At 60.3% G+C, this 18,743-nt stretch carries 16 protein-coding genes and 1 pseudogene; 5 read left to right on the forward strand and 12 right to left on the reverse strand.

Annotated elements, in window-relative coordinates; all coding sequences use genetic code 11:
- The 5 genes and pseudogenes from EOA22_RS04705 to EOA22_RS38030 all read right to left on the reverse strand — a co-directional run.
- Window positions 1-395 (reverse strand): annotated as a pseudogene (locus EOA22_RS04705) (peptidylprolyl isomerase); the annotation flags it as partial.
- 90 nt (window positions 396-485) lie between these two features.
- Window positions 486-2,924 carry an LPS-assembly protein LptD gene (locus tag EOA22_RS04710; RefSeq protein WP_024504312.1) on the reverse strand — a complete coding sequence of 813 codons (2,439 nt, stop codon included), beginning with the start codon at window positions 2,922-2,924 and terminating at the stop codon, window positions 486-488.
- Window positions 2,924-4,009, reverse strand: coding sequence for an LPS export ABC transporter permease LptG (gene lptG / locus EOA22_RS04715; protein ID WP_174299091.1), 1,086 nt, complete (start codon window positions 4,007-4,009; stop codon window positions 2,924-2,926). The genes EOA22_RS04710 and lptG overlap by 1 nt, the downstream gene beginning before the upstream one ends.
- Window positions 4,006-5,208 carry an LPS export ABC transporter permease LptF gene (lptF, locus tag EOA22_RS04720; RefSeq protein WP_013532506.1) on the reverse strand — a complete coding sequence of 401 codons (1,203 nt, stop codon included), beginning with the start codon at window positions 5,206-5,208 and terminating at the stop codon, window positions 4,006-4,008. The genes lptG and lptF overlap by 4 nt, the downstream gene beginning before the upstream one ends.
- 111 nt (window positions 5,209-5,319) lie before the next feature.
- Window positions 5,320-5,508 (reverse strand): hypothetical protein, encoded by a 189-nt coding sequence (locus EOA22_RS38030; RefSeq protein ID WP_127289235.1) that lies wholly within the window; start codon window positions 5,506-5,508, stop codon window positions 5,320-5,322.
- A 51-nt stretch (window positions 5,509-5,559) separates the two neighbouring features.
- Between EOA22_RS38030 and EOA22_RS04725 the strand changes: the two genes are divergently transcribed.
- A complete protein-coding gene (locus tag EOA22_RS04725; RefSeq protein ID WP_127389862.1) occupies window positions 5,560-7,071 on the forward strand; it encodes a leucyl aminopeptidase in 1,512 nt (503 codons plus the stop codon).
- 28 nt (window positions 7,072-7,099) lie between these two features.
- A complete protein-coding gene (locus tag EOA22_RS04730) occupies window positions 7,100-7,549 on the forward strand; it encodes a DNA polymerase III subunit chi (RefSeq protein WP_013532504.1) in 450 nt (149 codons plus the stop codon).
- A gap of 29 nt (window positions 7,550-7,578) precedes the next feature.
- On the opposite strand, the gene EOA22_RS04735 is transcribed toward EOA22_RS04730, so the two are convergent.
- Together EOA22_RS04735 and EOA22_RS04740 are read right to left on the reverse strand one after the other, a co-directional pair.
- Complete coding sequence (locus EOA22_RS04735; protein ID WP_013532503.1) at window positions 7,579-8,064, reverse strand: DUF995 domain-containing protein; 486 nt, start codon at window positions 8,062-8,064, stop codon at window positions 7,579-7,581.
- A 133-nt stretch (window positions 8,065-8,197) separates the two neighbouring features.
- Window positions 8,198-9,121 carry a glycoside hydrolase family 26 protein gene (locus EOA22_RS04740; protein ID WP_013532502.1) on the reverse strand — a complete coding sequence of 308 codons (924 nt, stop codon included), beginning with the start codon at window positions 9,119-9,121 and terminating at the stop codon, window positions 8,198-8,200.
- A 602-nt stretch (window positions 9,122-9,723) separates the two neighbouring features.
- On the opposite strand from EOA22_RS04740, the gene EOA22_RS04745 reads away from it, so the two are divergent.
- A complete protein-coding gene (locus tag EOA22_RS04745) occupies window positions 9,724-11,604 on the forward strand; it encodes a cellulose synthase catalytic subunit (protein ID WP_013532501.1) in 1,881 nt (626 codons plus the stop codon).
- 143 nt (window positions 11,605-11,747) lie between these two features.
- Here EOA22_RS04745 and EOA22_RS37620 read toward each other — a convergent pair whose 3' ends face one another.
- Window positions 11,748-12,005: a hypothetical protein gene (locus EOA22_RS37620; RefSeq protein ID WP_206521262.1), complete on the reverse strand. Its 258-nt coding sequence runs from the start codon at window positions 12,003-12,005 to the stop codon at window positions 11,748-11,750.
- Between EOA22_RS37620 and EOA22_RS04750 the strand changes: the two genes are divergently transcribed.
- On the forward strand, window positions 11,995-12,303 hold the full coding sequence (locus EOA22_RS04750; RefSeq protein WP_245478593.1) for a hypothetical protein: 309 nt from the start codon (window positions 11,995-11,997) through the stop codon (window positions 12,301-12,303). The two genes, EOA22_RS37620 and EOA22_RS04750, sit on opposite strands and share 11 nt — an antisense overlap.
- 159 nt (window positions 12,304-12,462) lie before the next feature.
- Here EOA22_RS04750 and EOA22_RS04755 read toward each other — a convergent pair whose 3' ends face one another.
- The 3 genes from EOA22_RS04755 to EOA22_RS04765 all read right to left on the reverse strand — a co-directional run bounded on the left by EOA22_RS04755 (window position 12,463) and on the right by EOA22_RS04765 (window position 16,248).
- A complete protein-coding gene (locus EOA22_RS04755; protein ID WP_244514345.1) occupies window positions 12,463-13,464 on the reverse strand; it encodes a glycosyltransferase family 2 protein in 1,002 nt (333 codons plus the stop codon).
- 44 nt (window positions 13,465-13,508) lie between these two features.
- Window positions 13,509-14,435: a lysylphosphatidylglycerol synthase transmembrane domain-containing protein gene (locus tag EOA22_RS04760; protein ID WP_013532498.1), complete on the reverse strand. Its 927-nt coding sequence runs from the start codon at window positions 14,433-14,435 to the stop codon at window positions 13,509-13,511.
- A 184-nt stretch (window positions 14,436-14,619) separates the two neighbouring features.
- Window positions 14,620-16,248: a glycosyltransferase family 39 protein gene (locus tag EOA22_RS04765; RefSeq protein ID WP_013532497.1), complete on the reverse strand. Its 1,629-nt coding sequence runs from the start codon at window positions 16,246-16,248 to the stop codon at window positions 14,620-14,622.
- Window positions 16,249-16,459: 211 nt separating this feature from the next.
- On the opposite strand from EOA22_RS04765, the gene EOA22_RS04770 reads away from it, so the two are divergent.
- Entirely contained in the window at window positions 16,460-17,077 is a 618-nt protein-coding gene (locus EOA22_RS04770; protein WP_245321910.1) for a DUF995 domain-containing protein, read from the forward strand.
- Between the two features lie 678 nt (window positions 17,078-17,755).
- Here the strand turns inward: EOA22_RS04770 and galE are convergent.
- Window positions 17,756-18,743 (reverse strand): UDP-glucose 4-epimerase GalE (gene galE / locus EOA22_RS04780; RefSeq protein ID WP_127389861.1); only part of this gene is annotated, 988 nt, incomplete at its 5' end.

An 18,743-nucleotide genomic window follows, 5' to 3' on the forward strand; every position in this document is an offset into this window, starting at 1 on the left:
ATCTGGGCGCGGATGAATTCCTTGAAGTGGCTCTTGGTGACGCCCGACTTCTCCATGACGCCGTCGAGCTGGCTGAGCTGCATCTTGTTGCTCGAGGCAAAGCGCTGGTACGCGGCATCGACCTGGGCGTCGCTGATGCGGATACCAAGCCGCTTGGCCTCGGCCATACGCAGCGTCTGGTCGATCATTTCCTGGCCGGCATCGCCCTTCTTGCGCTGCAGCTTCAGGAAAGCGGCGCGATGGGCGATGTCGCCGGTGGTGACAGGAATGTCGTTGACGACGTATTTGATCTCGCTGGCGAAAGCCGGCGGCGCCATTACGGTGATCGACACGGACGTCGCCGCCACGAGCAACGCGAAACCTGCTGAAAAGAGGTATTTCCTCATCGTTGGCATCCCAATTCTATCCCGGTCCCGCCCAATTTGATCTTTCCAGGTGCGCGAAATCCGTGCCAGCCCTATGCGGCGAAACGATGTCGCCGATTGTTACTGGATCGTGTCGACGGCACTGGTCGACGAGCCGAAATCGCCGAGGGTGCGGAACGACAGATTGAAGCCGATGGTCTGCGACACCTCCCTGGTGTTCAGATCGCGCGACTGCGAGTAGGTCATCAAATAAGTGAAGCAGGAATCGTTGTAGGCGAAGCCGACGCCATCCTTGACCAGCAGGCTCTGCTGCAGGTCGTAGGTTCCTGTGCCGAAGACGCGCCAGTTTTCGGCCAGATGCGTGGATGCACCAAGCGTGACCTCGTGGCGGTCGGTGGTGAAGCCGTACAGCGGCTGGGCCTGGATGAAGGCGTATTTGGCGCTCAGCGACACAGGCAGGCCGGAATAGGCGGCCTTCACCTCGGCGCGGCGGATCTCGAAGCTCTGTTCGTCGAAACGGCCGCTGACCGAGGCCGCGAAGCCGTTGGGGCTGTTGATGCCGAACAGGCCGACATAGTCGGACTTGGTCGTGTCGAGGCCGGAGTTTGCGCCGACATTCACCAAATCCGGCGCGGCGAACGAATTCTCGCCGCCAATCTGATAGGATTGGCCGAAAATGGCATTGGTGCCCCAGCCATTGTTGTAGGAGCCGGAATAGCGGAAGCCGACATTGGCGCGCGAACCGCCTTCGACGCGGTCGTAGCCGGAGAACTTGTCGCGTTCGAACAAGGTGGTCGCATCGAAGACCATGCTTTGGGCGTCTTCGTTAGGCACTGAGAGGCCGCCGACATATTGCTCGTTCGGACGCATGAAGACCTGTGCCATCGGTTCGATGACATGGCTGGACCCGCTGGCCATGGAAAACAGCACCGGCCAACGCATCTCAAGCCCGGCGGTTGCCATGTAACGGGCAAATGACGAGCGCATGTCGTCCTGCTCGCCCAAATGCGTCGCCATTCTGTCGATCGCGTCCAGCGAAGCCGACGACGCGTTGAGGTAGTCGACGTCGCCCTGCAGCGCGAGCAACGGCGTCAGCACCAGCCCGCCATCGGTGACGAAGCTCCGCTTCCACTCGGCCTCGGCGGTGAGACGGCCCGATTCGCCTTCAATGCCGCGGACGCGCTGCGTGGGAGTGAGGGCATTGTAGGGCTCGACGAAGGTCTCATCGACATCGTCGCGGCGGATGACACGCGCGTTGACATTGAGCGATAGCTGGCCGCCGGCCACCGACGCATCAGGAATATAGGCGTAGTCGAGCGACGGCAGCACCCAGGGCTGTTGTCCGCTTCGCGCAGAGGCGTTGTCGTCAGGTGTATCTTCCTGCACATCGAAATGCATGGCGCGCACGTCGAAATAGTTGCGGCCGTTGAGACCCGTCAAGTAGACCGACGACTGGTGGACGCTGCTATTGTACTTTTCGATGCCGTAGGTGTTCGAGAAATTCTTGTCGGTCTGCAGCAGCACGTCCCAGCCGAAGTTCCAGCGTGAGTTGATGGCGAACTGCCCCTGGGTACCCATCATGCCGCGGAATTTGTTGGGATCGCCGGCGCTGCCCGAATTGACGTTGTGGCCAGAGCTGGAGGGGAAGGCAGTGGTGTCGAGGAAAGCGTCGGGATTCTGCTGGTGTATCCCGGCGATCTTCAAGCTGTACTCGCCATTGTTGAAGCGCTGACGCCACTCGGCCTCACCGAGGAAACCCTGCTTGGTATAGCCGGTGCCGGTGACGGTCAGGTCGTAGGTCGGCGCCAATGCAAGATAATAGGGGACTTTCACGCCGACGCCGAGATCGCTCTTGTAGATGATGCTCGGGATCAGGAAGCCGCTCTTGCGCTTCACCGTCGGGTCGGCAATTTCGAATGCAGGCAGATAGGCAAGCGGAAAACCGAAGAACTCGAAATTCGCATTCTCGAAGCGAACCGTCTTCTTCTCGCCGTTCCAGATGATCTTCTTGGCCTTGACGCGCCAGGTCGGCGCTTTGTCCGGCTTATCCTCGCACGGCTCGCAGGCGGTGTAGACGCCATTGTGGAAGGTGGTCAGCACGCCGCCCATGCGTTCGGCGCTTTCGGCGGCGAAATAGGCCTTGTCGATGGTTTCGACCCGCAACGCGTTGACGAAGCCGTCGGCGAAGTCATCGGTGATGTCGATATGCTGCGAATTGATCTTGGTACCGTCGCTGTTGATGACTTCGACGTTACCGCTTGCGACCATTCGCTTGGTGTTGCGGTTGTACTCGACCCGCTGGGCGACAAGGCGATTGCCACCATAGTCGATCTGCACGCCGCCAACGGCGGTCACGGTCTGGTTGTCGTTGTTATAGACCAGCGTGTCGGCCGCCAGCAGCATTTGCGAGCCGGACGGAACCGATGTCGCCATGTCGCCGACGTCCTGCGCAAGCGCCGGTGCCGGAACGGCGTAGGCAAGCACGCACGCCAAGGCGGTCGCCGCATAGAGGCGCGCCAAACCGGCCTGCCTGTTGCTGGGCAAAAACGCCTCCCTCACTAGCCGTCTTCCTTGTATAGCAGGAAAGTCACCCCGAAGAACATAGCCACCATGACCGGTACCCAGGCGGCTACGACAGTCGGCACGAATCCCGCCACGCCGAATGCCTTCACCAGAACCGAAACGACATAAAGCAGAAAGCCAGCGATGATGCCACCCAGAATCATCGTCGCCGACTGCCCCATCCTAGCAAATCGCATTGAAACCGTTGCCGCGATCAGCGTCATGGCGACGAGAAGGAACGGCAACGCCACGAGCGAATCAAACTGCATGGCAAAGGCATTTGCCTTGAGGCCGAAGGAGCGGGCAACCTCGATCTTTCCGGGCAGGTCGTAGAAGGGGATGGTTTCCGGGCGCGCCAGCCGCTCTTGCACGAATTCGGGCTTCAGATTGGTCGGTACGCGATCGGTTGCCGATGCCTGGATCGTGCCGTTCTGGAACGTCTTGACGTCCTGCAATTCCCAATAGCCGTCGCGCAGGAAGGCACGGGCAGCATCCTTGCGCTCGACGATGTTGCCTTGCGGGTCGAGAATGAAGAATACGACATCGGCCATTTCCAGGCCCTGGTTCAGGATGGCCCGCGCACCGATGATGGTGTCCCCCGAACTGGTTTTCTGCCGGATCCAGGGCGCGGCATCGGCCGAGACCGTATTCGATTTGCCGGAACGCAGCTGGGTTTCGATCTGCTCGGACCAGGAGAATGCGTGCGCGGCGAGCGGATTGATGACGCCAACCGACAGGACGCCGAACAGCAAGGCTCCGATACAGCAGGGCAAGAGGAACTGCCAGGCGGAAACACCGGCGGAACGCGCGATGACCAGCTCGTAGCGCCGGTTCAGCGACACCAGCGTCGCCATCGCCGAGAAGAGACCGACGAACGGCACCGTCTGCAGCATGATCATCGGCATGCGGAGGCCTGAAATGGCTACCGCCGTGCCGTAGGTGAAGCCGGGCAGGCCGGTGGTGCGGCCGGACAGCTCGGTGAAATCGATCAGGAACACCAGCGCCAGGAGGCCGATGAAGAACCAGATGGTGATCGTCACGTAGCGGAAGAAGAAATAGCGGCCCAGTGTCCAGCCCATCAGCCGACCCCTTGCCCTGATGTGCCGCGCCTGGACAAACGCAATTTGAAAGCATTCCAGCTGTCAGCGATGCGCGAGGCGAAGTTTGTCATCCAGTCCGCCCAGGTCACGGGCAGTTCCAGTGTCCGGTTCGAGACGATGAACCAGATCGCCACCGCGGAAGCCACGATCGGCACACCATAGACCATATAGGCATATTGCGGGATCTCATCCGCCTTGCTGGCGGCGAAAAAGCCCAGCCAACGCACGAACAGCGATATCGTGATCGCCGTGATCAGCGGATTGACGCGCGCCTCGCGGTGCGAGCGCGCATCCCCGGCGACCGCAAGCGCGATCAGCGCGAAAACCATGGAATAGGTCCATTCCGAGAACCGCTGGTTGACTTCGGCCCGGTATTCGTAGGGGCTCTGCTGATAATACTTGTCGTTGGCGCTCGGGTTGAGCAGGTACTGCGTCGTCTGGTCCTTGGGCAGGAGCGTCACCGCTGAAGCCGCCGCCATGAAGGCCGACATGTCGAAGGCATAGGAGGTGAAGCGGATGACGGAGAGATCGCCGGTCAGCGTTTTGCGATGGATGACGCCGTCATTCATCATCAGCACCTTTTCACCGCCGCGTTCGATGATGCTGCCGGTCTTGGCGTAGTAGACGAGGTTGACGCCTTCTTCGCGCGAATCGGCGACGAAAATGCCGCCCAGCCGATTGTTGGGAAGGCGCTCGCCGACCTGCAGGAACAACCCGTCGTCGATCTTGCGGAAGGTACCTTCCTGGATGATCAGCGACAACAGATCCGCGCGTGACGATGCCACCAGGGCCCGGTTCTTCTGCCGTGCGTAAGGATCGATGCCGTTGTCGACGGCAAAGGAAAAAACGGCTGCGGCGAGCGCCAGCAACATGATCGGCCGCACGATCGTCCAGCGCGAGGCTCCCGCGGCGTTGACGACGGCAAGTTCGGAATCCGAATTCATGACGCTGAGTGTCTGTGCGACCGCCACCACCAGCGCAAAAGGCACTACGATCGGGATGATGGACGGAAGGATGAGGGCGGCGACTTCGAAGAAGGTCAGCGCCGATTGGCCGCTGTCGGTGACCAGATCGATCTTTGCCAGCACCTGCGTCGTCCATACGATCGCCAGCGTCCACACAAGAGCGGCCATGAAGACCACGAAAGCGCGGCGCATGATGTAGCGTTCAACGACCTTCATGAAGGCTTTTCTCGATTTTTTCGAACGGCATCATGCCGCCGAACAAGGTAGCTGTCCGGCAGCGCCTGCACAACTGGCTCATCAGATGGTCTATCCGGGTTCTGTCCCACATCACGCCCCCCGGCTGGGCGGAGTGTCGGCGGGAATGGATAAGAAAGGGCGAACATCGATGGTTAACAACAAGTTGCGGCAAAAAGCGGGGCCGTGCCGCGACGAATCGTCATCGATTCCATAGGTCATATGGGATGCCAATTCGGCAAAGTCTTGCCAAATGCCGGAAAACGACCAAATGTCGCGCATCGTTTCGAACCGCTTCCCCAAAAGTCGCGCATTCCCTGAAAGCAGGACATGATGAATCAAAGACCGTCGATCGCCTTCGCCAAATTTTCCGGGTCCCAGAGCGGGGTGAACAAGAAGGGCACGGTCTTCGTGCTCGCGGCGGATGAGGGCGGCCTGAGCGACGTCGCCAAGCCCAGTGATCCCGGCAAGACACTGGAGCGGGCTTTTCCCGTGGCTGAGTTCACCGGCAAGTTCGCCAGCACGGTGGAAGTTCTGGCCCCGCAGGGAGCGTCGCTCGACAGACTGGTGGCGATAGGCACCGGCAAGGTGTCGGGACTGGACGAATATGCGTGGTTGAAGCTTGGCGGCACCGTTGCCGCGTCGCTGCGCAAGGCGACCGAGGTAGCGGTAGTCCTCGATGTGGTCGGCGCCTCGCCGAGCGCGAAGGACGCGGCAAGCCTTGCCGCGGGCATTCTCCTGCGCAGCTATTCCTTCGACAAGTACAAGACCAGGAAGGATAAGGACGACGGCAAGGCAGAGCCGAAGAAGCCGGTCAAGGTGACCATCCATACCGCCGATCCGGCCGCTGCGAAGAAGGCCTTCGCCGATGCCGAGGCGGTGATCGACGGCGTCCTTCTGGCGCGCGACCTCGTCAACGAACCGGCAAACGTGCTTGGGCCGGTCGAGTTCGCTGCCCGCGCCAAGGAACTCGAGGCACTCGGCGTCAAGGTCGAGATATTGGCTGAGAAGGAAATGAAGAAGCTCGGCATGGGCTCGCTGCTCGGTGTCGCGCAAGGCTCGCCACGCGGCGCCCGCATGGCGATCATGCAGTGGAACGGCGGCAAGCCGAAGGACAGCCCGATCGCCTTCGTCGGCAAGGGCGTCACTTTCGACACCGGCGGCAATTCCATAAAGCCGGCCTCGGGCATGGAGGATATGAAGGGCGACATGGGCGGTGCCGCCGCCGTTACCGGCCTGATGCATGCGCTGGCGGCCCGCAAGGCGAAAGCCAATGTCGTCGGTATCATCGGACTGGTCGAAAATGCGGTCGACGGTCATGCCCAGCGTCCCGGTGATATAGTCACTTCGATGTCGGGCCAGACCATCGAGGTGCTCAATACCGACGCCGAGGGCCGCCTCGTGCTGGCCGATGCGTTGTGGTACTGCAACGACCGCTTCCAGCCGAAATTCATGGTCAATCTGGCGACGCTGACCGGCGCCATCATGGTGGCGCTCGGCCAACATTATGCCGGCCTGTTTTCCAACAATGACGAACTGGCCGAAAAATTGTCGGTGGCGGGGCAGGCGACTCAGGAACGGCTTTTGCGCATGCCGCTCGGCGCCGAATACGACAAGCTGATCGATTCCAAGAACGCCGACATGAAGAACATCGGCGGCCGTTTTGGCGGCGCCACCATCGCGGCGCAGTTTCTGCAGCGCTTCGTCAAGGACACGCCATGGGCTCATCTCGACATAGCCGGCACGGCGATGGGGGCGCCGTCGAACGAGATCAACCAGTCGTGGGGTTCCGGTTTCGGCGTCAGGCTGCTCGACCGGCTGGTGCGCGATAACTATGAGCAGTGAACGGGTTCGATCACTATAGGCTGAAGCGATGGCCGACGTTCTGTTCTACCACCTGACCGAATCGACGCTGGAGGATGCGCTGCCAGGCCTCCTGGAGCGCAGCGTCGACCGTGGCTGGCGCGCCGTGGTGCAGACAGGCACCGAGGAACGCCGCGATGCGCTCGACCAGCATCTTTGGACCTTCCGCGACGATTCGTTCCTGGCGCACGCAACCGATCGTGAAGCTCATCCCGGCGAACAGCCGATTCTGTTGACCACCGGCGACGGCAATCCCAACGACGCCAAGATAAGGTTCCTGGTCGACGGCGCGGTGCCGCCTGACCTTGGCGGCTACGAGCGCGCGGTGTTCCTGTTCGATGGCCACGATGCCGCCCAGCTCGAGGCGGCGCGAGGACACTGGAAGGTGATGAAGAGCGCTGGCCACGACGTCACCTACTGGCAACAGACGCCAGATCGCCGCTGGGAGCGCAAGGCGTAGACCAGCCGCTTGTGGCGGATGACTCGATCCTACAGTCTTGCCTTGATCCGGTTCTGTTTCCGGGTGACGTAGTCGCCGTGTTTCAATCTCTTGAAAACATACCAGTCGCCATCCGGAGCCTTGCGCTGGTAGATTACTTTGCCAGCCTGGCGGTGCTCGAAGCAGGTCATCGAGCCCTTCACGCCCCAGGAACCGTGCCATTGCGCACGCCAGCACAGCTTGCCGCCGCCGGGAATGAACCACATGCCGTCGCCATAGCCCGACTTGCCTTTGTCGTGGGTCCAGGACTCGAACTGTCTCTGCTTGACGGCAAAGAAGCCGGCGCCCTTCTTGCCCCACAGCCACGAATGGTTCTGATAGATCTGGTAGACGCCTTCGTCAGGAACCGCTGTGGCCTCTTGAGCCTGCTCGGCGATTTTCATCGCCGTCTTGGCTGTCGCAGGAGCCTGGAAGGCAAGAACAAGAACGGAGCAGGCGAATGCCGCTCCAAGATAATTTCCCACTACCCGCTTCACGAAACTTCTCCACAGACTGATTTACGCCACGCCTCAATCCTCATCCCGAACCGCTGGTTCGGGATGGATCACGATCAAACAAGGAGATTGGAAGTCGATCCCGATCGCGTCGGGGTCGATCAGCACGATGCGTCTACGGCAGGACGTGCTGGGTCACCCTCCAGTCGGGCAGACCATAGCCACCCAGCCACGGCCACACTTCCTTCTGGTTGAAGTAGACAACCGAAGTCAGCGCCGGGAACTCCGCGTAGGATTTGCGGGAATCTTCCTGCCATTTCGAGACATAGTCCTGCTTCCCGACATAGCCGAGTTCCGCAACGATGATCGGCTTGTTGAACACTGCAACGCGGTCATAGCCGGGCTTCAGCAGCTCAGCGAAGGTGCGGTCGCGGCCGGTCTCGTCATCATCTTTTTTCTGCAGACCGAACACCGACAGGCCGATGACGTCGACATAGTCGTCGCCGGGGTAGTATTTTTCCAAACCCTCTTCGCCTTTGGGCGACCACATGTACTTGGCTGCGGGGGCAGCCTTGCGGCAGATGTCGACTTCGCGCTTGTAAGCGGAGATCCAGTCCTTGGGAGCCCAGTTGGCCCAGGTGAAGCGGCCGTTCTTGTCTTCCATTTCCTGCGCCCAGCGAATGGTCACCGGGCTCTTCATCTGTCCCACCAGGTCGCAGATCGCCTGCATGTTGGCGTCATATTTGCCGCTCAAAATGCCGTCGCGCAATTCGGGCGGGGTGATGCGCCAGTCCTTGGACCAGGTCCACGGCTCAACCGTGATCAGCAGCGAACGGCCGCGCTGCAGCGCATAGGCGTCGGCGAGTGGCAGCGTCGACAGATCGACGTCTTCCCAGGGCAGGAACAGCTCTTCGATGCTGGCGCTCTTGTCGGCGCTGAAGTCGCCGTAGGGATCGTAGGATCCGAACGCCGAGGCGGCGCTGCTCGTCTGGACGGGGTCCGTCGCGGCTACTGAGCCAGCGCCTCCTGCCGTGGGGAACGCGGCGCTTCCGCCCAATGCCAGCGCGATTGCAAGTGCTTTTACTGTGGAGTGTTTCATGTCGATCTCCCATGGCCCCAACCTCTTGCGGAAGTTAAGGCTTCGCCCGTGCGCATCGATGCTTGATCGACACGATTACCCAAAACCGATCGGCTCTATTTGGCAGAATCTGCGGGATTTCGGAGCGACCCGTTGGCGGATGTGCGAAACCTGACACAGAGCCACCCAAAAAATTATCTCTCAAGGCCCTATACAGGGGGCGCTCGAGAGAAAGTTCGCCGCGATACTCACAAATTCGCGTCAATATCCCGATATATCATCCCTGGCTAATTTAAGAGCCGGTCGCGACCAAGAGTCAAGTGCAATTAACGGTTGCTTAACCATGTGCGCGCGACATGGTTAACGCTGCTCTCAAAGTTCGATCCTTGCCGGACAGCTTTGGCCCATCGGCGAATTCTCCAGCGCTGAAAAATTTGCGGCTCATCGTTCACGTGCTGGTCGGTGGAAACTGTTCCACCGGACTATCCTTAACCAGTTCTGAAGAACCGTAGTTAAGAAATAACTAATTTAGTTGACTCTAAGGATGCCTGAGCGGATTCTGCTGCTGGGTTAGGCTCATCGGCCGTCGTTTGGCTGATGCTCGGGTGGCGGCAGTAAAGTGTATGAGTGTTTCCGCGGACGTGGGGATCATCGGCAGTAAGACCATGCCGAAACGGGGGCGTGGGGCAGCTCCGGGCAAGGCGGCGGAGAAGCCTCCTTTTCTGGTGCCCGTGCTGTCGGCCGCCCAGAAGCGGATCTGGAAGCTAGGACTTGCCTGCTGGTCGGTAACGTTCGGATTTTTCTGGTTCTGGTGGCTGCAGCCCGGGCACATCGAACACGTTATCCCATACATGCTGGCGACATTGACGCTCGTATGGCTGACATTCATGCCGATGTATTTTCTCTTGAACGTGCATGCGATGAAAAAGCCGTCCAGGCTTCACACGATCCCGAAGCATTCGCGTGTCGCGATGGTGGTGACCAAGGCTCCGTCAGAGCCGTTTTCCGTGGTTGCGCGAACCCTCGAGGCAATGCTGGCGCAGGACTGTCCGCATGATACCTGGCTGGCCGACGAGGACCCGTCCGAGGAAACGATTGCCTGGTGCGATGCCCATAACGTCATGATTTCGACGCGGCGCGGGCGGGAAGATTATCACCGCAAGGTGTGGCCCCGCCGGACGCGCTGCAAAGAGGGAAACCTGGCCTTCTTCTACGACCACTATGGTTATGAACGCTATCACTTCGTCGCTCAGATGGACGCGGACCACGTCCCGACACCAACCTATCTCAGGGAAATCCTGGTTGCCTTTGCCGACCCGGCGGTTGGCTATGTATCGGCGCCGAGCATATGCGACAACAATGCCGCTGAAAGCTGGTCGGCACGCGGCCGGCTGTTCCCGGAAGGGATGTTCCACGGACCTTTGCAGTCCGGCCACACGGGCGACGGAACGCCGCTCTGCATCGGCTCGCACTATGCCGTGAGAACCGCAGCGCTCAAGCAGGTCGGCGGCCTTGGCCCGGAACTGGCCGAAGATCACTCGACGTCCATGCTGTTCATTGCGGCTGGTTGGCGCGGTGTGCATGCCATAGACGCCATTGCCCATGGCGACGGCCCGCAAACCTTTGCCGATCTTGTCACGCAAGAGTTCCAGTGGTCGCGGAGCCTGATGACGATCATGCTCGAATACTCGCCCATATACCTTTCCAAGGTATCGCCACGGCTGAAATTCCAGTTCCTGTTCCGCCAGCTCTGGTATCCGCTTTTCGCCGTATTTTCGCTTCTCATGTACATCATGCCGATATACGCACTTATTACGGGTCAGAATTTCGCCAATGTGACGTATATTGACTTCCTTCTATACTATGCGCCGAACTCGATTTCGCTGATTGTGCTGGTGATGCTGTTGAAGTCCTTCGGGCTGTCGCGCCCACTGACCGCCAAGACGATCAGTTGGGAGGGAATGTTGTTCTCATTCTTCGCTCGTTGGCCGTGGGTGCTGGCGGGCACGCTGTCGTCGATCCGCGATTATCTGACCAAGTCGTTCGTCGATTTTCGCGTTACCCCCAAGGGCAGCGGCCCGAAAAACCTGCTGCCTGCCCGCGTTATTGTTCCCTATGTGGTGCTTGCAATGGGAGCTTCGCTGCCGGTCCTTCTTGTAGACCGCGCCTCGGACGCCACCGGCTTCTACTGGTTCGCTGCCTTCAATGCGTTCGTCTACGGATTGCTTGTGGTCGTGATCATCACCAGGCACCTCGTGGAGAACAAAATTTCGTTGCGTTGCAATGCCGCGAAACTCACCTTGCAGGCCTCGCTCGCTGGCGTTGCGCTCTTCGTCCCGGGCGCCGCGTTCTGTGACCGCGGCCTGGAAGGCATATATGGGCTCCAGCAGGGGGCAGGCGGTATGCGCATCGTCAGCGTGGCCTACCCGGTTTCCGGAGCCGGGCGCGGCGGGAGCGGAACCCGCACATTCCATCTTGACCCCGCCTGGAATCCGCCACGCTGACGCCGACAGGCGTCCGTGCGCAAACAACTCCCCTGAACCGCATTTGCCTTGATAGCCGGCCGGCAAGCTGTGGCAGGACCAGGCACGAGCCCAAAAGGTCAAATTTTAATAATATCCGGTCGAGTGCCGAAAGACCGCGCTCATCATATCGTTTGCATGATATTTAATAAGTCTCCCCTAATATACAGCCCATGATGTGAGTGGCGATGGGTCACTCGCGTGGTGCGGAAAGCAAATAAGAGCAATATATCTCCGCGCTCCAGCGACTTGTATTTCATGGCAGGGATAGCGATGAACAAAATAATGGAAAGAGGGGCAAGGCTCGGCAAGAAACATGCCTGTGCATTTGCCGCGGTTGCATTGATCTCGATGATGTCCGGTTGCCAAAGCATGGATGCCACCAAGACGAGCTCGATCGGCACCAAGCCCGTGGTTCATTCGCTTGGCCAGAGGGTGCACTACGCCAAGGACAAGCGGCTGCATCTGATCAACCGCAAACCGCTCACCAAGATGACCAACGTGACGCGTACGAGGGAGGAGGCCTATGCGGCCTTCGTGCGGCCGCAGCGGGTCGGCAGGCCGGCGACGGTGAAGGTCTCCTACAGTCTGGGCAATGGCGGCCCGCTCCTGGGTCATTCGCCCTGGATATGTGGTCCGAGCGGTTTCGGCCAGCGCGCCAGCTGCCGTTCGCGTTACTAAGCCATCAGACCTGAAGCGCGGCCGATTTGACTGCTGCCGGGTCTTTGCCGGGGGGCGCGAGTGGAGGGCGGGAGGTTTGCGCAGACGTTGCGCTTTGCCTCTTGCCCTCCAACCGCCATGCGTTCGTTAGGCGCGGACCTCCGTGGCATTCCGATCAGGTCACGATGCTCGGCCCGGGGCGTGCCAGCCGTCATTGTCGCCGCCCGGCGGCCGTGGCCGCGCGACATAGGCCGATGCTCCGTTCGCCTCGTGATAGACGCGTGCCAGCATTTCCGCCAGCACGCCCGACGTCACCATCTGCACCCCGGCGATGAGCATGAAGAAGCCGGTGAACAGCATCGGGCGTGTTCCGATGTCTTCGGCGAAAAACAGCTTCAGGCAAAGCAGGTAGGCAAGGATCAGCGAACCCAGCGCGCCAAGCACGATGCCGATGCCGCCGAAGAAATGTCCCGGCCGTGTGCGATAGCGCATGAAGAAGTACATGAACACCAGATCGAGCACGACCCTGAAGGTGCGCGAAATGCCGTATTTGGACTGGCCGTGGATGCGGGCATGGTGCGTCACCACCTCCTGCGCGATGCGTCTGGGGGTCGTCACCGTGGCCAGCCATGCCGGGATGAAGCGGTGCATCTCGCCATAGAGCTTGACGCTGCGGATGACGTTGCCGCGATAGACCTTGAGGCTGCAGCCATAATCCTTGAGGCGCACGCCGGTGACGCGCGCGATCAGCGCGTTGGCGATGCGCGAGGGCAGCCTGCGCATGAAAAAACCTTCCTGGCGGTCCTTACGCCAGCCGACCACCAGGTCGAGATCCTCGCTCAGCAGGCGATAGACCATGCGGGGGATGTCGTAGGGATCATTTTGCAGGTCGCCGTCGATCGTGGCGATGACGTCGCCGCGCGCCGCGTCGATGCCGGCCTGCATCGCGGCGGTCTGCTTGTAGTTGCGCACCAGTTCGACCGCATGCACATGCGAGCCGTAATGCGCTGCAAGGCGCCTGATCTCGCTCACCGTCGCGTCGGTGCTGCCGTCATCGACCAGCACGACCTCCCAGGGCTGGTCGTAGCGTTCCATCGCCTGGTGGATCCGTGCCAGCAGCGGCTCGACGTTTTCGGCCTCGTTGTACATGGGGACGACGATGGACAGCGTATGGTTCGGCATTACCGCGCCGTCAGGCAGTCCCGAAGCAGGGATGGGCAATACGTTCATTGGGATGGCTTCCTTGCAGGTCCGACAGCCGGATTTCCCGGCAGCGTCGATTTCGAGGGAAACAGCCAGGCGATCGCACCCGTGGCGATTGCCGAGCAGAAGATGAACAGGTGCAGCGCCAGCGCCGCCTGCAAGCCATTCTTCATCGTGATTCCGGAGGTGAGCAGCGCCGCCGCTGCTCCCGCTTCATAGGTGCCGAAGCCGGCGACGCCTTGCACCGGCAGTATGGCGGCTCCTTCGGCCCCAACGACGCCTGGAAAGGCGGTCGAAAAGGATGTCCCCAGCAGCATTGCCAACAACCATCCCTGCACAGTGAGCTTCAGCGACCAGTTCGCGATCGTCCACCACCAGCCATAGCGCGAGCGTCCGGTTGCTTCGGTGAACACATCTCGGAGCTTGCCGAGCTTCGCCACGATCTTGCCGCGGCCGGCCCAGTCATGCGGTGCACGCGCCCAGCGCGGCAGGTACCAGGCGGCGACGATCAAGACGGCCCCGCCCGCAATCCTAATCGCCGGATGCAGGCCCGGCCACACCGCCAGGGCGAGCACGCCGACGACGAAAGCGTCCTGCAGTCTGAACCACAGCAGTGAGGCGCTGGCGCGCATGATCGGTATGCCGAAGACCTGGCGCAGGAGCAGGGGAAAGGCCGTCTCGCCGCCGCGAAAGGGCACGACGTTGATCATCGCATTGTGGATCAGAATGACGCGCAGGCAGGCGCCGAAGCGGCCATGCACCTCGTCGCGGAACTCGTCGCAGACGCGCAGCGCACGCAAGACATAGGTGGCGAAGAACGCGATCGTCGCCACGGCGAAGGTGCCGGGCGTGATGCGGGCAAAGGCGTCGCCGACCATGCGCCAGCGCGAGTCGCTGGCGAGCCAGGCCAGCAGGGCCAGCGTCACAATGATCGAAATCGCTCGTTTCAACAATTCCTCCGGTCGCAACCGTCGAATTCCGCCAGCCGTAGAGATATTTGACCTTGCTGGCCGGCTTGTCTCGCTTAGCTTGCTGCGTTGGGCAGGCGAGGGCGGGTCGGCAAGGTCGCTGACCGTCGCCGGATTTCCAACGTTTGCCTGATCCCCAGCCCATAAGCCCAACGGCCTGACCAGATCAAGGCCGGCTGATTTCATAAATCAGGAGGTTGTCCGAATCCAGCCGCTTGGTCCCGATCTTGTTGAGATAGTCGATCACCCCGTCATGATGCTCGATGAACGGCCGTTTCTGACTGTCTTCGGCATCCTTTGCCACGCCGAACCAATCCGCGCCTTGCGTGCGAAGTTCCTCAAGCTGTGCTATCGCGATGGCATCGTCCTCGACGAACCTGGACCACTCCACGTCGCCGCCACCAGGCGGAAACACCCACCCGCGCGCCCTGCTGTAATAGACTGCGACGGGATCTCCCACCTCCGGAGCGATGGCCACGACAAGATCGCCAGGTTGGGCCCTGCGCGCCAGCTCGTCGCCAAGCAACTTTCCATTCATGGCGAAGGGCGCCTTCATCGTCCGGACGAGGGGAAAAGTCGACCAGACAAGCATAGCGGCCACGATGCAAATCGACCGCAGAATTATCCCAGGAGACGGAACGGTTTTGGCTCCAAGCGTCGCCAGGACGACCGCGCCACGGCCGCAAAACATCGCAAATGGCACATGGAATATATGATAGTTCCATGGATTGGTCGTGATCTCACGTGCCGCAGCGAGATAAACAACAGAGGCCGCTGCAAGCCATATGAAAGGTATGGCCGAAAGAGCGCGTTCTTTCGATTCCGCGACTGGCTGGGGCGGTATCCAGAATCCGACCGCCATCAAAATCATGAACGGATAGCCATAAAACCACCAGACCGACGTGTTCCAAACAGATTTGAAATAGAAATCGTTGCTGAAAAACGTCCAGAATCCAGAATCCCAGATGTATCCGCTGCCCGCGACATGAAAGGGCGGATAGGTTCGCCCGAGATAAATGGCCCAGCTGTAGTAGGCGCCGATGACGAACAGGCTGACCAGTCCGCTTATGAATACTTTGGCCGCATGCTTTCGCCGATTTTGCAAAAGCCAGCAAACCATCAGATAGAATATGACGCCTCCAGCAGCCAAACCCGGTGGTTTTGCAAGCACACCGAGGGAAAAGCTGGCTGTGGCGAAAGGGAGCAGCCACGCGCTGCCTCCCGTCCAGTATTTCGTGAAAAGCCAGACGCCCAAGGTTACCAGAGCCAGCATCGAGGGGTCGGGAAGAAACGAGCTGTCGATCATGATCGCCGCCGGCATCAGCGCATAGGCAAGTGCCGCGGCGTGGGCGTGCGTCTCGCCCCAGCATAGCGCCGTTAATCTGTGCAGTGAAAACACCGTCACCAAGCCGAAAAGGGCCGCAATCATGCGGCCGAACCAGTCGTGCCAGCCAAAGAGTTGGTAGAGTATGGCGGTCAGATAGCTGACGATCTGGAACTCGCGGCCCTGATAGCTTGGCCCGGGCCCGGTCCAGCTGACCTCGGGGAAGAAGATGTTCCAGCTGCGCTGCTGGAAATTGTCGGCCATCATCGCGGTACTTGTTTCGCGCCAGCTGAAGGCATCGACCAGCGGCAAGGTTATGTTGTGGAACCTGAACAGGATCGCAATGAACAGTATCCCCAGCAAGATCGCCATGTTGGGGCTCACGGTGTTGCGAGCAGTCGTTTCCCGGACGGTCGACTGCTGCCGGTATTGCTGACCTTCGGCCTGGTTCAATTCCGGGTCGCCCGCCATTTGAAACCGCGTCCTCCCTGACGTCTGCGGATGTTGCTTTTGAGTGCGATTGTCAGAGTTGGCAGAGCATATGACACATTTCTTAATTTTGACGACAGCGGGATGCGCACATCTGGAACGGTTGTTGTCCGTCCGCTCGCAAAGGTTGACATCACCGTTCTCGCGACTGTTAAATAGTTCATACGGCTGTCAGAGCGATGATAGTGCTACCTTGGGCAAAACGGGCATGCGAACGCCAATTGTACTGACAGCTCTGACCGGATTGCCACCGCATGGTGTCGACGGTCGACGCAAACATTGTCGGTTCGCAACTTGTATGCAACTCATGTTTCTCCTGGCCCTCTGCGGCCAGACGGCGCTTTCGGGAACGGCGCATGCGGCTGCCGCCAAAGACGGCAGACCAGCGGGAACGGTCATCGCACCGGCTCCAACTGCCTACGAGCTGCAGCTTCTTTATGCCGACCGCACATGGATATGGAAAAACGGCGCGGCCTTTTTCGCGCAGGACAATCGACGTCTCCAGGCCTGGACGTCCGGGCAGGACACCACGTCTGTCGCGGAGGGTAGATGGCTGGTGACCAAGGATGGCAAGATGTGCATGGAGCTCGCCTGGCGATCGAAAGGTTACACCGGCGAGCAGCACCGCACCTGCTACAGCCACCGCATTCAGGGCCTGAATATCGAGCAACGCAAGGATCCGGACGGGGAATGGTACGGTTTCAAGCGATCTCCCGAGGATCCTTCCGACGAATACAAGAAATTCGAAGCAGGCGACACCAAGGGCGCGCAGTTCGAAGTGACCCGCAAGCTGGTCGATGCCAAAAAGTAGGCCGCGCTTCCGGCCGCGCTGAGATGGCCGGGCTGTTCTTCCCGTGCGCCTGTCGTGGAACCCGCGAATCGCTTATGGTTGAGTGGCTCGGCAGGCGCTCGGCGCGCCGAGCGCATTTAGTCGCATTCAACTGCATCGCCTGGACGACAAGACGATGGCCTGCCATACGGTTTTGATGAAATTTAATAATTAGTGATATCTAATATAACGTGTGATGTGCGAGTGGTCACTCATGCGGCGTGGAAGCGGCCCAAGTATAGTATGTCGCAATGCGCCCCTGGCTTATACTTGATAGCAAGGGACAGAGGATGAGAAATTCCGCGAGCGTATTTCGCTCAAGCAAGAATGTCGTATCTATTGCCGCGGCTGTGGCGCTGAGCTCTATGGTTGCAGGTTGTCAAGGTATGGACGCAACTGAAACCGGTTCGGTCCTTATCAGGCCCATCGTCCACCCGGTCCGCAGTCAGCCCTCGGTCCAGCCCGTGCAGGCCAGATTTCTCGTGCGCTCGCTCCGGGCCGACCTTCCGATCCAGATGACAAGCACAATAGGGACCGAAAGTGCCTACGCCTTTGCACCGCCGCAACGGATCAAAGCCAGCACGCCGGCGCCGGTGAACATCTCGTTCAATCCGGGCGATGGCAGCACGTTCTCGGGCGGCTCGCCTTATATCTGCAGCCCTAGCGGATTTGGCCAGCGCGCGAACTGTCACCCCCGCTATCTCTGACCCGTCGGGCGACGACCGGCGCTGCCGCCCTCACTGGCGGCAGTTTCATGGGCCTGGTCTTCAGTCCGAAAAAGGGAGCGGCCGTCCTGACAATCGTATCGATGTCTGAAAGCTCCGGCACAAAGCCAAGATGTTCGCGTGCGCTTCCCGGGTCGGCGTAGAGCTCCGCCGGATCTCCGGCGCGTCGGCTCCTGAACACTGCCGGAACCGGCCTCGACGTGATTCGGCCGACCGCCTTGACAATCTCCTTGATGGAGACGCCCCGCCCTGTGCCGAGATTGACCGCAAGGCTTCGCCCGCCACCCTCGATATGCATGAGCGCTTTCAGGTGGGCGCGGGCCAGATCGGTGACGTGGATATAATCCCTTACGCAAGTGCCGTCCGACGTGTCGTAGTCGGTGCCGAAAACCTCGATCGCGTCGATGATGCCCGATGCGGCCATGAGCACTCTGGGAACCAGATGGGTTTCCGGCGAATGCCACTCACCGAGCTCGCCATCGGGATCGGCGCCACAAGCGTTGAAATAGCGCAGGATCGCAAATTTCATTCCGTACGCGGACGCATAGTCGCCGATGATCTGTTCACCCATCAGCTTGGTGCGCCCATAGGGGCTGATCGGATTTTGCGAGGAGGTCTCGCGAACCGGCAACGCCTCCGGCACGCCGTAGGTCGCACAGCTGCTGGAGAAGATGATGTTTTCGATCGAACTCGCGCGTGCGGCATCGAGCACCGCGATGGTGCCTGTCACATTGGTCGAATAATATTCGGCCGGCTCGCGAACGGACTCTCCGACATAGGCCAGCGCAGCAAAATGGATCACGGCCGTCGGCCGGTGCGTTTCCATCGCCCGCCGCAGTGCATCCCGATCCCGGATATCGCCGACGACAAGCGGCCCCCAGGCGACGGATCTCTCATTGCCGCGGCTCAGATTGTCGAAAACC

This window comes from Mesorhizobium sp. M7A.F.Ca.US.014.04.1.1, assembly GCF_003998745.1.
GTDB classification, from domain to species: Bacteria; Pseudomonadota; Alphaproteobacteria; order Rhizobiales; family Rhizobiaceae; genus Mesorhizobium; species Mesorhizobium ciceri.

Excerpts from the sequence above, each read along its gene's own strand:
- lptF (WP_013532506.1), bottom strand. The coding sequence starts at position 5,208 with ATGAAGGTCGTTGAACGCTACATCATGCGCCGCGCTTTCGTGGTCTTC.
- EOA22_RS38030 (WP_127289235.1), bottom strand. The coding sequence starts at position 5,508 with ATGCGCGACATTTGGTCGTTTTCCGGCATTTGGCAAGACTTTGCCGAA.
- EOA22_RS04725 (WP_127389862.1), top strand. The coding sequence starts at position 5,560 with ATGAATCAAAGACCGTCGATCGCCTTCGCCAAATTTTCCGGGTCCCAG.
- EOA22_RS04730 (WP_013532504.1), top strand. The coding sequence starts at position 7,100 with ATGGCCGACGTTCTGTTCTACCACCTGACCGAATCGACGCTGGAGGAT.
- EOA22_RS04740 (WP_013532502.1), bottom strand. The coding sequence starts at position 9,121 with ATGAAACACTCCACAGTAAAAGCACTTGCAATCGCGCTGGCATTGGGC.
- EOA22_RS04745 (WP_013532501.1), top strand. The coding sequence starts at position 9,724 with ATGAGTGTTTCCGCGGACGTGGGGATCATCGGCAGTAAGACCATGCCG.
- EOA22_RS04750 (WP_245478593.1), top strand. The coding sequence starts at position 11,995 with ATGGATGCCACCAAGACGAGCTCGATCGGCACCAAGCCCGTGGTTCAT.
- EOA22_RS04755 (WP_244514345.1), bottom strand. The coding sequence starts at position 13,464 with ATGCCGAACCATACGCTGTCCATCGTCGTCCCCATGTACAACGAGGCC.
- EOA22_RS04765 (WP_013532497.1), bottom strand. The coding sequence starts at position 16,248 with ATGGCGGGCGACCCGGAATTGAACCAGGCCGAAGGTCAGCAATACCGG.